Below are 14,387 nucleotides of genomic sequence, written 5' to 3' on the forward strand. Positions count from 1 at the left end.
GGGCGAAGCTGTTCGACCAGCTACCTAAACGGTTTCTCTCGAAGGAGGCCGGCGCCGCGACTCAGGCCAGTTGCAGCACCTGCGCGTGCAGCGTCGACTCCACTTCGAGGACGTTCGCCTCGTCGACGAACCCCTCGTCGATCGCCAGTTCGACCGACTCGCGGCCGACGATGTTGGCGACGGTGGCGCGCGCGAGGCTCTCGACGACGGCGTCGGCGTCGACCTCCTCGCCGCCGTAGAACTCCTCGGTGACGGTGAGCGAGACGTTCCCCTCCTCGAACGTCTCGCCGAGCAGGTCGTCGTCGCAGACCGCGACGAGCAGCCCCTCCTCCGTCTCGCGCTCGTTGACGATCACTCTACCAGCTCCTGCTCGGCCTCCTTGCGCATCTCCTCGGCCTCCTCGGCGATCTCTTCGGCGCGGTCGTACTCGCCCAGTTCTTCGAGCGCGCGGGACTTCTCGTTGAGGACGGCGGCGTTGCGCATCCCCAGGCGGATCGCGTTGTCGATGCTGTTCAGCGCGTCCTCGGCGAGGCCGCGCTCCAGCAGGAAGAAGCCGCGGTTGTACCACGCCTGCGCGAAGCGCTCGTCGATCTCGACGGCCTTCTCGGCGTGTTCGAGCGCCTGCTCGCTCCGCCCGGACTCCCACAGCGCGTACGCGAGGTTGGTGTGGGCCGTCGCGGCGTGCTCGCTGGAGTCGTCGATGCGCAGGGCCTCGCGGTACGCGCCGATGGCGGCGTCGTACTCCTCCAGTTCGGCGTGGGCCGCGCCCTTGTTCGCCCGGGCCTCCTGCTCGACGAGGTCGTCGTCGGCGTACTGTGCGGCCCGCTCCAGGGCGTCCGTCGCCTGCTCGTAGCGGTTGATCCGCATGTACTCGATCCCCACGTCGACGAGGGCGTCGGCGTCGATCTGGTCGTCCGGGATCGCCTCGTCGTCCAGCATGTCGGCGACGACCCGCGAGTCGACGGGGTCGACCTTGTCCGGGTCGACGTCGAGCTCCGGCGGGTCGAGGTCGAACTCGTCGTAGGAGCCGGAGAACCCCTCGCCCTCCGAGAAGCGGTGGTCGTCGGGATCGCCGTGATCGTCGGTCATACTCCCTGATACGCCCGGAAGGGGGTTAAGGCCTGCGAACCGGGAAGCTCTCCGGCGGATCGGCGGTCGAGACGGTCGTCCGCGCATCAGCGCGCGGCCGCGTGGCGACGACGGGCCGGCGGCGTATTGGGGCGCATCTTCAAGGCTTCAGCCGTGGCAGGTCGGGTATGCGACTGTTCGTCAGTATCGATCTGCCCGACGAGTTAGCGGACGCGGTGCGGGAGGCCCAGGAGCTGTTCGAGGGGGCGAGCGGCCTCAGCTTCACCGACCCCGAGCAGGCCCACGTGACGATGAAGTTCCTCGGGGACGTCGAGGAGGAGCGTCTCGACGAAGTGACCGCCGCCGTCGAGCGCGGGGTGGACCGCGGCGTCGACCACGCCGGCATCGCGGGCTCGTTCCCGGCGCGGTTCGCGGGGCTGGGGGTGTTCCCGAGCCTCGACTACATCAGCGTCGTCTGGCTCGGCGTCGAGGTCGGCGACGACGAGATGACGGCGCTGCACGAGTGCATCGAGGACGAGACGACCGACCTCGGCTTCGACCCGGAGGAGAACGAGTTCACGCCCCACGTCACGCTCGCCCGGATGGAACACGCCGGCGGGAAAGAGCGGGTGCAGGAGGTCGTCGAGAACCGCCACCCCACGGTGGGCGAGATGGCCGTCGAGGAGGTGCGCCTGACGAAAAGCGACCTGACCGAGGACGGGCCCGAGTACTCGACGGTGGAGTCGTTCCCGCTGTAGCGTCGGCAGTGCCGCAACCGAACCTGCGCTCCCGGGCCGCCCCGAGACCGTACGCGGGGCGGCGTGCCGGTGTCTCGCACCTTCGGGTTGAAAGGAACAAGATTTTAAGCGACGGCGGGGTAGCTAGTGCCACTATGGGTAAGAAATCGAAGGCGAAGAAAAAGCGGCTCGCGAAGCTCGAGAACCAGAACAGCCGGGTGCCGGCGTGGGTCATGATGAAGACGGACATGGAAGTCCAGCGAAACCCCAAGCGGCGCAACTGGCGGCGTAACGACACGGACGAATAATGAGCGCCAACGACTTCGAGGAGCGGGTCGTCACCGTTCCGCTGCGTGACGCGAAGGCGGAGGCGAAGCACAAGCGCGCGGACAAGGCGATGACGATCGTCCGCGAGCACCTGGCCCAGCACTTCTCCGTCGACGAGGAGGACGTGCGCCTCGACCCGTCGATCAACGAGGCGGTCTGGTCCCGGGGCCGCAAGAAGCCCCCGAGCAAGCTCCGCGTCCGCGCCGCCCGCTTCGAGGAAGAGGGCCGCGGCGTCGTCGAAGCCGAGTACGCCGAGTAACTTTGCTTCGCGCCGCGTTCTCCGGTTCCGCGTACGTCGGTGTCTTCGCGCGTGCGACCGACAACTGCCTGCTCGTCCGCCCGGACGTCGATCAGTCCCTGATTGAGGACCTCGAAGACGAACTCGACGTCCCCGCGGCGGCCACGACCGTCGGCGGGTCGGGCACTGTCGGCGCGTTAGCCGCCGGCAACTCCAACGGCCTGCTGGTCAGTAGCCGCCTCCGCGACGTCGAGCGCGAGCGCGTCGACGAGGTGGTCGACGTGCCGGTCGCCGAGCTCCCCGGTCGGATCAACGCCGCCGGCAACGTCGTCCTCGCGAACGACGCGGGCGCGTACGTCCACCCCGACCTCCCGCGAGACGCGGTGCAGGTCGTAGAGGACACGCTCGACGTACCGGTCGAACGGGGCGAACTCGCGGGCGTCCGCACCGTCGGTACGGCCGCCGTGGCGACTAACGACGGCGTGCTCTGTCATCCCAAGGCGACCGACGGCGAGCTGGACTTCCTCGAGGAGCTGCTCGACGTCCGCGCCGACATCGGCACGATCAACTACGGCGCGCCGCTGGTCGGCTCCGGCCTGGTCGCGAACAGTCACGGCTACGTCGCCGGGCAGGACACGACCGGTCCGGAGCTCGGGCGCATCGAGGACGCGCTCGGCTACATCGACTGACGCCGCGACAGCCGGACCCTATTCTTTCTCCCGCCCGCGGACCGGCCGCCGCCGGGAGGTTCATGTAGGAAGATTCTTCCGGCGCAAGGTCGGATAGTGAGTCATGAGCCAGTTTACTGTCAGCGGTGAGTTCCAGTCGCGCGACGGCTGGGCAGCGTTCGAAAAGTCGGTCGACGCCGAGAACGAGGACGTCGCGGTCGAGTACGTCTACTCGCGCATGGGGAGCCACCACGGTCTCAAGCGCACGCAGATCGAGATCGAGGAGGTCGGCGAATAATGATGGGCGGTGGCCAGCAGGAGCTGCAGCAGCTCTCCCAGGAGATCCAGGAGATCCAGGAACAGGTCGAAGCCCTCGAAGAGGAGGTCGAGGAGCTCCAGACCGAGAAACGCGAGATGGACGAGGCCATCGAGGCCATCGAGAAGCTCGACACGGGGTCGACGGTGCAGGTGCCGCTCGGCGGCGACGCGTACCTCCGCGCCGAGGTGCAGGACATCGACGAGGTCATCGTCGGCCTCGGCGGCGGCTACGCCGCGGAGCAGGAGGAGGGCGACGCCATCGACACGCTGGAGAACAAGAAAGACGCCGTCGACGACCGTATCGACGAGGTCAACTCCGAAATCGCCGAGCTCGAGTCCGAGAGCGAGGAACTCGAGCAGAAGGCACAGCAGATGCAGCAGCAGCAGATGCAACAGCAGATGCAGCAGATGCAACAGCAGGAGCAGGACGACGACGAGTAACGGGCGATGTTCGACAGCCTGAAGGACAAGCTGGGTAGTTTCCGCGACGAGGCGGAGGAGGTCGCCGAGGAGAAGGCCGAGGAGCTCGACGAGGAGGAGCTCGAAGAGCTCGAGGACGAGGCGGCCGCCGAGGAGACGGCGGCGGTCGACGATACCGACGCCACCGACGCGGAACCCGCCGACGGCGACGCGTCCGATCCGGAGGCCACCGCCGAGGCCGCGGCGGCCGAGGACGTCGACGTCGATCCCGACGCGGCCGCAGCGGTCGACGAGGGCGAAGCCGTCGCCGCGGAGGCCGAGTCCCCCGAGACGGCGGCCGCCGCGGAGGCCGTTGCGCGAGAGGACCCGGACGCGCCGACGAGCGAGGACGCGGACGAATCCGGCGTTGATACTGCCGATGAGGACGCCGACGAGGTCCGCGCAGCTGCCGACGAGGCGGACGCAGCCGCGGAGGGCGCGGAGTCCGACGCGGACGAGAGCGCGGACGCCGCCGAGGAAGAGAGCAGCGGCGGCGGCTTCCTCAGCAGGGCGAACCCCTTCTCTAGCGGATCGAGCGCCGACGACGCGGCGGACGAATCCGCGGAAGACGACGCTGTCGACGAAGCGGCGGCCGATGCGGACGTCGCCGAGGCCGACGCCGAGACGGGACCCGCCGAGCCGGAGGCGGCGGCAGATTCGGTCGAAGCGGAGCCCGTCGACGGCGGCGCGGCCGAACCGGAGGCGGCCGCGGAGGCCGACGAGCCGGACGAGGACGCGGACGACGCCGCGGACGAAGAAATCGAGGACGACGAGGGCGATACCGGCTTCGCCGCCAAGGCGAAGGCGGTCGCCACCGGCAAGTTCGTCATCGAGGAGGAGGACCTCGAGGACCCGCTGTGGGAGCTCGAGATGGCGCTGCTCGAGAGCGACGTGGAGATGAGCGTCGCCAAGGAGATCCTCAGCAACATCGAGGACCAGCTCGTCGGCCAGACCCGGCGGTTCACCGAGAGCACGGGCGCGGTCGTCGAGGAGGCGCTCGGCGAGGCGATCCTCGACGTCATCAGCGTCGGGCAGTTCGACTTCGACGAGCGAGTCGCGGAGGCGGACAAGCCGCTGGTCATCATCTTCACCGGCGTCAACGGCGTCGGGAAGACGACGAGCATCGCGAAGCTCTCGAAGTACCTGGAAGACCGGGGCTTTTCGTCTGTGATGGCCAACGGCGACACCTACCGCGCCGGGGCGAACGAGCAGATCCGCGAGCACGCGGAGAACTTGGATCGGAAGCTCATCACCCACGAGCAGGGCGGCGACCCCGCTGCGGTCATCTACGACGCCGTGGAGTACGCCGAGGCGAACGACGTCGACGTCGTGCTCGGCGACACGGCCGGCCGGCTCCACACCAACGAGGACCTGATGGACCAGCTGGCGAAGATCGAGCGCGTCGTCGGCCCGGACATGACGCTGTTCGTCGACGAGGCGGTCGCCGGTCAGGACGCGGTCAACCGCGCCAAGCAGTTCAACGAGGCCGCCGAGATCGACGGCACCGTCCTGACGAAGGCCGACGCCGACTCGCAGGGCGGCGCGGCCATCTCGATCGCCCACGTCACCGGGAAGCCGATCCTCTTTCTCGGCGTCGGGCAGGGGTACGACGACATCGAGCCGTTCGACCCCGAGGAGCTGGTCGACAGCCTGCTCGGCGACGAGGAGTAGACAGAAGACACTTGCTTTCGCGGGGCGAGTCGGCGGACGATGCCCTCCCCCCGCTCCCGCCGCGCCCTGATCGCCCAGTGTAGCGTCTCGGTGTCGGCGCTCGCCGCCGGCTGTCTCGGCGACGACGTGGTCTCCGACGGCGGAACGTCGACGGACCCGACGACCGCGGACGGGCCCTCGATCGCCGAGTCCTTCGACTGCGAGAACGCGTCGCGGCCCGAGCCCGACGTGGCCGGGGGCGTCGAACGGGAACTCACCGTCGACGGCGAGACGCGAACGGAGACGAGCGTCGGCAGCGTCGACTATCCATCGGCACCGGACCCGAGCGACGACGACGCCGTCGTCGCGTACGCCGCGGCCCACGAGGAGGCGTACCGCCGGAACGACCTCGCCGCGGACAACGGCGAGGACCTGGTCGGGTACGGGTTCAGCTCTCGCGGCTCGGAACTGGTCGACCGCCGGGACGGCGTCGCGTTCGTCCGCGTCGAGTACGTCTACTACGCGAACGTCGTCCGGGAAAACGCGGTCGTCCACGCCGACTCGCCGATCTACGCCGCGACGTACGCGGTGAGCGACTGGGGCGTCGCGCGAGCGGTCGGCGGGACCGCGGACGCCGACGGCGGTCTCGACCCGCATCCCGTCGAGGACGGGACGCTCGTCGCCTGCTTCGAGTGACGCCAACGATTACGGCGCTTCGCTCCGTGCGTACCCCATGGATCGCGCGCTCGGCTTTCACTCGATCGACCGGGAGTACGACGTCACCCTGCCGGTCGAGGGGTCGATACCGGCGTGGCTGTCGGGCAGCCTGATCCGGAACGGTCCGGGGTCGTTCGAGACGGCGGACGGGTCGGTCGACCACTGGTTCGACGGGTTCGCGATGCTGCGGAAGTTCTCGTTCGACGGCGGCGAGGTGCGCTACCGGAACCGGTTCCTGCGGACGGACGCGTACGAGGCGGCGCGACGCGGCGAGTTCGCCGGCGGGTTCGGCACTGGCGGGGGCGGGCTGCTGTCACGGTTGCGGTCGTTCCTCTTCGACGACCCCTACGACAACACGAACGTGATCGCGGAGCGGATCGGCGACGAGTACGTCGCCCTGACCGAGTCGACGCGGTGGGTCCGATTCGATCCCGAGACGCTGACGACGCTCGACCGCGTCGAGTACGACGGCGACGAACCGAGCGGGAACCTCGCCTGCGCGCACCTCCACCGCGACCCGTGGACGGGAGCGGTGCTGAACGTCGAGACCGAGTTCGGCCGCACGTCCGAGTACCTGGTGCACGAACTGACCGCGCCGACCGCGCGCCGCCACCTGGCGTCGATATCGACCACGGAGCCCGCCTACCTCCACTCCTTCGCCGCCACGCGGAACTACGTCGTCCTCGTCGAGTTCCCGTTCGTGGTGAACCCGCTCGATTTCTTCCGGCCGGGCGACGGGACGTTCGTCGAGCGCTACCGGTGGGAGCCGACCCGCGGCACGACGTTTCACGTCGTCGACCGGCGGGCGGGCGAGGTCGTCGCGGCCCCGACGGCGGCCCCCTTCTTCGCGTTCCACCACGTCAACGCGTACGAACCGGACGGCGGCGCCGACGCTCCCGACGTGGTGCTCGACGTCGAGACCGTACCCGACGCCGCGTCGATCGACGCGCTGTACCTCGACGAACTGACCGAGGGGTTCGACGCGAACGGCGGTACCGTCGAGCGCTTCCGGCTGTCGTTCGACGCCGGCGGCGGGACCGTCGACCGCGAGCGACTGTACGACGGCGGCACCGGCCTCCCGACGGTCTCCCCGGCAGTCAGGCTGCGCGAGCACCGGTACGTCTATGCCCAGCGGTTCGGCGACCCGGACGAGAACTGGGCGACGGCGCTAGTCAAGATCGACGCGGACGCGGGCCGGGCCGACGAGTTCTCGCGGCCGGGGTGGTTCCCGAGCGAGCCGATCTTCGTCCCGTCGCCCGCCGCCCGGCGCGACGCGGACGACCCCGACGCCCCGCTCGACGCGCCCGAGGACGAGGGGGTGGTCCTCTCGGTGGTGCTCGACCGCGCCGCCGAGCGCTCCCTGCTGGTCGTCCTCGACGCGGCGACGATGGAGGAGCGCGCGCGAGCGCCGCTCCCGCACGCCCTTCCGTTCGACTTCCACGGGCGATACTTCCCGGAGGTGTAGCGCCGCGAACGGGACCGCCGGCGGCGCGACCGGCCGAACGACTATGTCGGTGCTTTCCCTAGCCCGGACGTGACAGACAGCGACATCGACCGGCTGCTGGTCGCCGGCGCGTCGGGCGGCACCGGCCGGGAAGTGCTCCGCCTCCTCGCGCCGCGCCCGGTGACGGTCCAGGCGCTCACGCGGTCGCCCGAGCGCCGGCAGTCACTCCGGGCGGCCGGCGCGGACGAGGTGGTCGTCGGCGACCTGTTCGACCCGGGCGACGCTCGGCGCGCCGTCGAGGGCGCCGACGCGGTGGTCTCCGCCGTCGGGTCCGGCGCCCGCGACCTCCTCTCACCCGGGGAGTTCGTCGACGGCAGGGGGAACCGGACGCTGCTCGACGCGGCCGTCGCCGAGGGCGTCGCGGCGTTCGTCATGGAGTCGGCGCTCGGCGTCGGCACCGGGCCGGCGAGCTGGCTCGGGAGCGTCTTCGACGCGGTCATCGGCCCGATCCAGCGGGCGAAGGCCGGCGCCGAGGCGGCGATACGCGAGGCGCCGGTCCGGCACATTATCCTCCGCCCCGGCGTTCTGACGAACGGCCGGCGGACCGACGAGGTCCGGGTCGCGCGACCCGGCGCGAGCCTGTGGGGGGCGGTGTCCAGAGCGGACGTCGCACACCTGCTCGCCGCCGCGCCGTGGACGCCGGCCGCGGCTAACGAGACGTTCGAGGTCGTCGGCCCGTGCGGCGGCGGTCGCGGGGACAGGGTCGCCGTCGACTGGCGGCTCCCCGGTCGCTGAGGGCGACGCGGCTCGGTCACGCCGCGATATCGGCGTTCCGGACGAGCGACCCGTCGCGAGATAGCGGCAAGGGTTGCGCGAAGGCGCGACGCTGGCGCGCCGCGGGCGGCGGCGCCCCCCACGCCGCCCTCCGTTTCGTGTGGAACGACCCGCCAGCTAGCGGCAACCTTTTCCCCTACAGGGTAGCCGCGTCACGATTGACCACTTTGCGCGGACACTTCGTGCGGGATGGGTTCTAGGGTCACGATAGATGAGAACAGTTACCATCACATCGCGGGGGCGGTACGCGTGAACACCGTCGAGCGACACAAGCAGGAGAAACACCCGCTGGACGTGATCGAGGACGTGAAGGAGTACGCCGAGGAGGGGCTGACGTTCGACGAGATCGAGGCGCGCGCCGGCGACGGCGAGTGGGAGCGCCTGAAGTGGGCCGGCATGTACGCCCACGGCCGCCAGCGCGGCTACTTCATGATGCGGACGAAGGTCCCCGGCGGCTACCTCACGCCGGAGCAGGCCGAGGTGATCGGCGAGGTGGCCGAGGAGTACGCCACCGCGCCGCCGGAGTACGGCGGTGAGAACCAGAACGAACTGTGGGGCGACGCGTTCCTCGACGTCACGACGCGGCAGGACGTTCAGAAACACTGGATCGAGGTCGAGGACGTGCCGGAGATCTGGGAGCGCTACGACGAGGTCGGACTGACGACGATCCAGGGCTGCGGCGACTCCGCGCGCAACGTACTGGGCTGTCCGGCGGCCGGGCTGGACGGCCACGAGTGCTTCGACGCCCAGCCCGTCATCGACGCCGTCTCGGAGTTCTTCACGGAGAACCGGGAGTACGCCAACCTCCCGCGGAAGTTCAAGATGACCATCACGGGCTGTTCGCGGGACTGCAGTCAGTCCCAGATCAACGACGTGGGGCTGACGCCGGCGCGAAAGACGGTCGACGGCGAGGACCAGTACGGCTTCCACGTCAAGGTCGGTGGCGGCCTCTCGGACGGCCCACGGATGGCCACCGCGATGGACGTGTTCGTCCTCCCCGAGCACGCCGTCGAGTTCTGCCGCGCCGTCGCGCAGACGTTCAAGGAACTCGGCGACCGGAACAACCGCGGCGTCTGCAGGATGCGCTACCTCGTCCAGCAGCTGGGCACCGAGAAGTTCGAGGAGGCGGTGCGGGACCGCTGCGCGGTGGACCTGCCCTCGCGCGGCGTCGACCTCACCGAGGGCTACCTCGGCGACCACGTCGGCGTCCACGACCAGAAGCAGGACGGCCTCTGTTACGTCGGGTTCAACGTGATCGCCGGACGGATGGGCGGCGACGAGTTCGCCGCGGCGGCTCGCGCCGCCAGGGAGTACGGCACGGAGGACGCCTCGATCCGGCTCGCGACCGACCAGAACTTCCTGATCACGCACGTTCCGGAAGAGAACGTCGAGGACCTCCTCGCCGAGCCGTTCGCCGAGGACTACCAGCCCGACCCCGGCCCGTTCGCCCGCGGCGCGGTCGGCTGCACGGGCAGCGAGTTCTGCAACTACGGCATCATCGAGACGAAAAAGCGCGTCAAACGGTGGGCGCGCGAGCTAGACGACCGGATCGACACGCCGGACGGCCTCGACGTGGTCCGGATGCACATGAGCGGCTGCTCGGCGTCGTGCGCGCAGCCCCAGATAGCCGACATCGGGTTCCGGGGCGAGACGGTGCAGATCGATACGGACGGCGACGGGGACGAAGACGAGATGGTCGAGGGGATGGACTTCGGCCTCGGCGGGAGCCTCGGGTCCGACAACGAGTTCCTCGACTGGGTGGAGAACGCGGTGCCCGCGGACGCCGTGCTCCCGGCGCTGGAGAGCCTGTTCGATGCGTACGGCGAGGACCGAACCGACGAGGAACGCTTCTACGAGTGGTGCCGACGCGTCGACAACGACCGCCTGCGGCGCGTCATGCAGCGGGCGGACGCGCCCGTCGCGAAGGGGGTGGCCGCGGATGACTGACTCTCCCGACGACCGTCTCCCCGGCGTCCCCGACACCGGCGGCGACGGTGAATCGGTGCCCCCGGCGGACGGCGTGCGTATTCACCGCCCCGACGCCGAACACCGGACGATCCCGGGGGACCAGGTCGGGCCGGCCGACGAGGGGACGAGCGAGGCGGCGGCCGCCGGCACGGCCGAGACCGCCGACGGGTGCTCCGACGACGACTGCGGCTGCGAGGGCGGCGGTGCCGAGGGGGCGGCGGACGGGGTCCGCGCGGGCGAAGCGAGCGCGGGCTCGTCGGAGATCTACTCCGACGGCGGTGCCACCCCCTCGAACGTCGACAGCGACGGCAACCTCACCGGCGTCGAGTTCACCCCGCCCGTCGAGGGGCAGAGCCAGGACGTGGAGAACGGCCGGCCGGACGAGCGCGTGCAGGTCCCCGACGGCGTCGACCTCGACACGCCGGGCTACGAGATCCGCTCGGAGATGAACGACATCGAGACGCCGGACGAGAAGACGTGGTTCATGGAGCTCGACGAGGCGGTCATCGACGACGGCCGCTGCATCCAGTGCGGCACCTGCGTCGCGGCCTGTCCCTCCGACTCCATCGGCATCGGCGACGACGACCTGCCTGAGCTGGTGAAGATGTGCACCGGCTGCTCGCTGTGCTGGGACTTCTGCCCGCGCGGCGGCCTGCGCTACGAGCGGCAGTGGAAGATCACCGGCGGCGACGACAACGTGTCCGGCGCGGGCGACCCCATCACGGAGTTCTCCGCCAGAGTCGAGGAGGCGTGGCGCGACGGCGCGCAGGACGGCGGCGTCGTCACGAGCGTCCTCTCGCACCTGCTGGAGTCGGGCGAGATAGACGGCGCGCTCATCGCCACCGAGTCCGACGAGGACCCGTGGAAGGCGGAGTCGTTCCTCGCGACGAGCCGCGAGGACCTCGTCGAGAACGCGGGGAGCTTCTACAACCAGACGCTGGCGCTCGGCAACCTCGGCCTCGATCGGTGGGAGCACAAGCTTCCGGACAAGGATCCCGAGGACCTCAGCCTCGCGATGGTCGGCACGCCCTGCGAGATCGAGGGGATCCGCGCCCTGCAGGACTTCGACTGGGACTACCAGTCCCAGAACGCCGGCGTCCGCGCCGTCGACTACACGATCGCCCTGATGTGCACGAAGAACTTCAACTACCACCGCCTCATCGGGGAGAAGCTCCAGGAAGAGCGAGACATCCCGCCCGAGGAGATCGGCAAGCTCGACGTGCTCGACGGCGAGATGCGCGTCTACGGCACCGACGGCGACCCCCTCCTCGTCGAGGACGTCGAGGCGTTCCACGACGCCGCGCTCAAGGGCTGCGACGAGTGCGCCGACTTCACGGGCTACTGCGCCGACCTCACCGTCGGCTCCGTCGGGTCGAGCGACGAGTACTCGAGCGTCATCGTCCGGACGGAGCAGGGACTGAAAGCGTGGGAGCTGACGGGGCCCGACCTCGACTATCACGACCTGGAGGACCGCAGCGCCGTCGGCGGCCTGCAGTCCTGGGACAAGAAGAAGGCGTTCGAGTCGCTGGAGCGGCCGTTCGACCCGGACGCCCCGCGGTTCATCGACTACACCGACCACGCGGAGCGGTACGGGACGGAGCTGAACCCGCACGAGGCCGGCCACTGAGTCTGGGCGGACGCGGTGCGGCGGAGCCGTCGGCGCCCGGATAATGTAGGTCATCCTACTGCTCGCCTCCGTTACACTTTTGACCGGCAGCGACGAAGGGCGATCAGACCCTCATGGAGGCCGTCACCGAATGACCGAAGACGCCACCGTCCTCGTCGTGGACGACGAGGACAAGCTGGCGGACATGTACGTGCTCTGGCTCCGGAACGAGTACGACGTCGACACCGCATACGGGGCGCGCGAGGCGATGAACGAACTCGACGAGTCGGTCGACGTCGTCCTGCTGGACCGCCGGATGCCGGGCGTCTCCGGCGACCGCCTCCTCGACGAACTCCCCGAAGACCGGCCGTTCAGCGTGGTCATGATCACGGCGGTCGAGCCCGACTTCGACATCGTCGAGATGCCGTTCGACGACTACCTCTGCAAGCCCGTCCAGCACGACGACCTGACGGCCGCCATCGACCACCAGCTACTCGCCCAGGACCGGCAGGAACCGCTGCGGGAGTACCTGGTCGCGCGCTCGAAGCTCTCCGTGCTCGAAACGGAGATGTCGCCTCACCAGCTGAGCGGCCACGACGCCTACGAGGACCTCCGCGCGACGACCGAGCGCCTGGAGGCGACGCTCCGGCGGTCGATCGCGGACTTCGACGACATCGTCGAGGACTTCCTCGCGATCGACCGGGGCGCGTAGCCCGAGAAAAAGCCTTTAACACCGTGGTGCCGTAGGTCGCGGTAATAATGGTACTCGACGATCTCGGGAGTTCGCTGCGGGGTACGCTCGACAAGCTCCGCGGCAAGTCCCGAATCAGCGAAGAGGACGTCGAGGAGGTCGTCAAGGAGATACAGCGCTCGCTCCTGCAGGCCGACGTCGACGTCTCCCTCGTGATGGACCTCTCGGACAGCATCAAGGAGCGCTCGCTGGAGGAGGAGCCCCCCGCCGGCACGACCGCGCGCGAGCACGTCCTCCGCATCGTCTACGAGGAGATGGTCGACCTCGTCGGCGAGAGCACCGAGCTCCCGCTCGAAGAGCAGACGATCATGCTCGCCGGTCTCCAGGGCTCGGGGAAGACGACCACCGCCGCCAAGATGGCGTGGTGGTTCTCGAAGAAGGGCCTCAAGCCCGCGGTCATCCAGACCGACACCTTCCGCCCCGGCGCGTACGACCAGGCCCAGCAGATGTCCGAGCGCGCGGAGGTCGACTTCTACGGCGACCCCGACAGCGACGACCCGGTCGAGATCGCCCGCGAGGGCCTCGAAGCGACCGAGGAGGCCGACGTCCGCATCGTCGACACCGCCGGTCGCCACGCGCTGGAGGACGACCTCATCGCCGAGATCGAGGAGATCGAGGACGTGGTCGCTCCCGACCGCTCGCTGCTCGTGCTCGACGCGGCCATCGGTCAGGGCGCGAAAGACCAGGCCCAGCAGTTCGAGGAGTCGATCGGCATCGACGGCGTCGTCATCACCAAGCTCGACGGGACGGCGAAGGGCGGCGGCGCGCTCACCGCCGTCAACGAGACGGGCTCCTCTATCGCCTTCCTCGGCACCGGCGAGGAGGTGCAGGACGTCGAGCGCTTCGAGCCCGACGGCTTCATCTCCCGCCTGCTCGGCATGGGCGACCTCAAGCAGCTCACCGAGCGCGTCGAGCGCGCGATGCAGGAGACCCAGGAGGAGGACGAGGAGTGGGACCCCGAGGACATGCTTCAGGGGCAGTTCACCCTCCGGGACATGAAAAAGCAGATGGACGCGATGAACCGGATGGGTCCGCTCGACCAGGTGATGGACATGATCCCGGGCTTCGGCGGCGGCATCAAGGACCAGCTCCCGGACGACGCCATGGACGTCACCCAGGAGCGCATGCGGAGCTTCGAGGTCATCATGGACTCGATGACCGAGGACGAACTGGAGAACCCCCGTCAGATCGGCCAGAGCCGCACCGAGCGCATCGCCCGCGGCAGCGGCCAGCCCGAGGAGCGCGTCCGCGAACTGCTCCAGCAGCACAAGATGATGGAGCGCACCATCAAGCAGTTCCAGGGCATGGGCCAGGGCGACATGGACATGCAGCGCATGATGAAGAAGATGGAGAACCAGGGCGGTGGCGGCGGTGGCGGCGGCATGGGCGGGAACTTCCCGTTCTAAACGACCGTTTTCGCCCCGGGTTCGCTCGCGGCACGAGCGAACCGCTCTCTGCTCACGGGTCGGAGGCCCGTTCGCACGGCCCGCGGGAGCGAAGCTCCCGCGCTGGGCGAAAAATGCCGATCAAGAAAGGCCGGGCGCTCCCTGCGGTCGCGCTCGGTAACCCGCTCACTTCGTTCGCGGGTACTCGCTAGGGTGG

Annotated in this window: 16 protein-coding genes; 14 read left to right on the forward strand and 2 right to left on the reverse strand. The window is 69.5% G+C overall.

The features are described from left to right. Positions 1-61: 61 nt before the first annotated feature. Together D8670_RS03210 and D8670_RS03215 are read right to left on the reverse strand one after the other, a co-directional pair. Entirely contained in the window at positions 62-355 is a 294-nt protein-coding gene (locus D8670_RS03210) for a DUF424 domain-containing protein (protein WP_121816659.1), read from the reverse strand. Beyond that, entirely contained in the window at positions 352-1,089 is a 738-nt protein-coding gene (locus D8670_RS03215) for a tetratricopeptide repeat protein (protein WP_121816660.1), read from the reverse strand. Before D8670_RS03215 ends, D8670_RS03210 begins: the two co-directional genes overlap by 4 nt. A gap of 167 nt (positions 1,090-1,256) precedes the next feature. Here D8670_RS03215 and thpR point away from each other — a divergent pair, with 167 nt between their 5' ends. The 14 genes from thpR to D8670_RS03285 all read left to right on the forward strand — a co-directional run bounded on the left by thpR (position 1,257) and on the right by D8670_RS03285 (position 14,191). Next, on the forward strand, positions 1,257-1,826 hold the full coding sequence (gene thpR / locus D8670_RS03220; RefSeq protein ID WP_121816661.1) for an RNA 2',3'-cyclic phosphodiesterase: 570 nt from the start codon (positions 1,257-1,259) through the stop codon (positions 1,824-1,826). A 134-nt stretch (positions 1,827-1,960) separates the two neighbouring features. Continuing rightward, positions 1,961-2,113 (forward strand): 50S ribosomal protein L39e, encoded by a 153-nt coding sequence (locus D8670_RS03225; protein ID WP_121816662.1) that lies wholly within the window; start codon positions 1,961-1,963, stop codon positions 2,111-2,113. Then, positions 2,113-2,391: a 50S ribosomal protein L31e gene (locus D8670_RS03230; RefSeq protein WP_121816663.1), complete on the forward strand. Its 279-nt coding sequence runs from the start codon at positions 2,113-2,115 to the stop codon at positions 2,389-2,391. Before D8670_RS03225 ends, D8670_RS03230 begins: the two co-directional genes overlap by 1 nt. A 2-nt stretch (positions 2,392-2,393) precedes the next feature. Continuing rightward, complete coding sequence (locus D8670_RS03235) at positions 2,394-3,059, forward strand: translation initiation factor IF-6 (RefSeq protein WP_121816664.1); 666 nt, start codon at positions 2,394-2,396, stop codon at positions 3,057-3,059. A 103-nt stretch (positions 3,060-3,162) separates the two neighbouring features. Beyond that, positions 3,163-3,336: a 50S ribosomal protein L18Ae gene (gene rpl18a, locus D8670_RS03240; RefSeq protein ID WP_121816665.1), complete on the forward strand. Its 174-nt coding sequence runs from the start codon at positions 3,163-3,165 to the stop codon at positions 3,334-3,336. A gap of 2 nt (positions 3,337-3,338) precedes the next feature. After that, the gene (gene pfdA / locus D8670_RS03245; RefSeq protein ID WP_121816666.1) at positions 3,339-3,797 is read left to right on the forward strand and encodes a prefoldin subunit alpha; all 459 of its coding nucleotides are present in this window, start codon (positions 3,339-3,341) and stop codon (positions 3,795-3,797) included. Positions 3,798-3,803: 6 nt separating this feature from the next. Next, positions 3,804-5,486, forward strand: a complete 1,683-nt coding sequence (ftsY, locus tag D8670_RS03250; RefSeq protein ID WP_121816667.1) for a signal recognition particle-docking protein FtsY — start codon at positions 3,804-3,806, stop codon at positions 5,484-5,486. 39 nt (positions 5,487-5,525) lie between these two features. Then, on the forward strand, positions 5,526-6,161 hold the full coding sequence (locus tag D8670_RS03255) for a hypothetical protein (protein WP_121816668.1): 636 nt from the start codon (positions 5,526-5,528) through the stop codon (positions 6,159-6,161). A 37-nt stretch (positions 6,162-6,198) separates the two neighbouring features. After that, entirely contained in the window at positions 6,199-7,647 is a 1,449-nt protein-coding gene (locus tag D8670_RS03260; RefSeq protein WP_121816669.1) for a carotenoid oxygenase family protein, read from the forward strand. A gap of 69 nt (positions 7,648-7,716) precedes the next feature. Beyond that, entirely contained in the window at positions 7,717-8,421 is a 705-nt protein-coding gene (locus D8670_RS03265; protein ID WP_121816670.1) for an SDR family oxidoreductase, read from the forward strand. Positions 8,422-8,709: 288 nt separating this feature from the next. Then, positions 8,710-10,407, forward strand: a complete 1,698-nt coding sequence (locus D8670_RS03270) for a nitrite/sulfite reductase (RefSeq protein ID WP_162994135.1) — start codon at positions 8,710-8,712, stop codon at positions 10,405-10,407. After that, on the forward strand, positions 10,400-12,055 hold the full coding sequence (locus tag D8670_RS03275) for a Coenzyme F420 hydrogenase/dehydrogenase, beta subunit C-terminal domain (RefSeq protein WP_166241945.1): 1,656 nt from the start codon (positions 10,400-10,402) through the stop codon (positions 12,053-12,055). Before D8670_RS03270 ends, D8670_RS03275 begins: the two co-directional genes overlap by 8 nt. A 130-nt stretch (positions 12,056-12,185) precedes the next feature. Next, positions 12,186-12,746 carry a response regulator gene (locus D8670_RS03280; RefSeq protein ID WP_121816673.1) on the forward strand — a complete coding sequence of 187 codons (561 nt, stop codon included), beginning with the start codon at positions 12,186-12,188 and terminating at the stop codon, positions 12,744-12,746. Positions 12,747-12,793: 47 nt separating this feature from the next. Then, on the forward strand, positions 12,794-14,191 hold the full coding sequence (locus D8670_RS03285) for a signal recognition particle protein Srp54 (RefSeq protein ID WP_121816674.1): 1,398 nt from the start codon (positions 12,794-12,796) through the stop codon (positions 14,189-14,191). Positions 14,192-14,387 lie beyond the last annotated feature (196 nt).

It is taken from the genome of Halostella limicola, assembly GCF_003675875.1.
GTDB lineage: Archaea > Halobacteriota > Halobacteria > Halobacteriales > Natronoarchaeaceae > Halostella > Halostella limicola.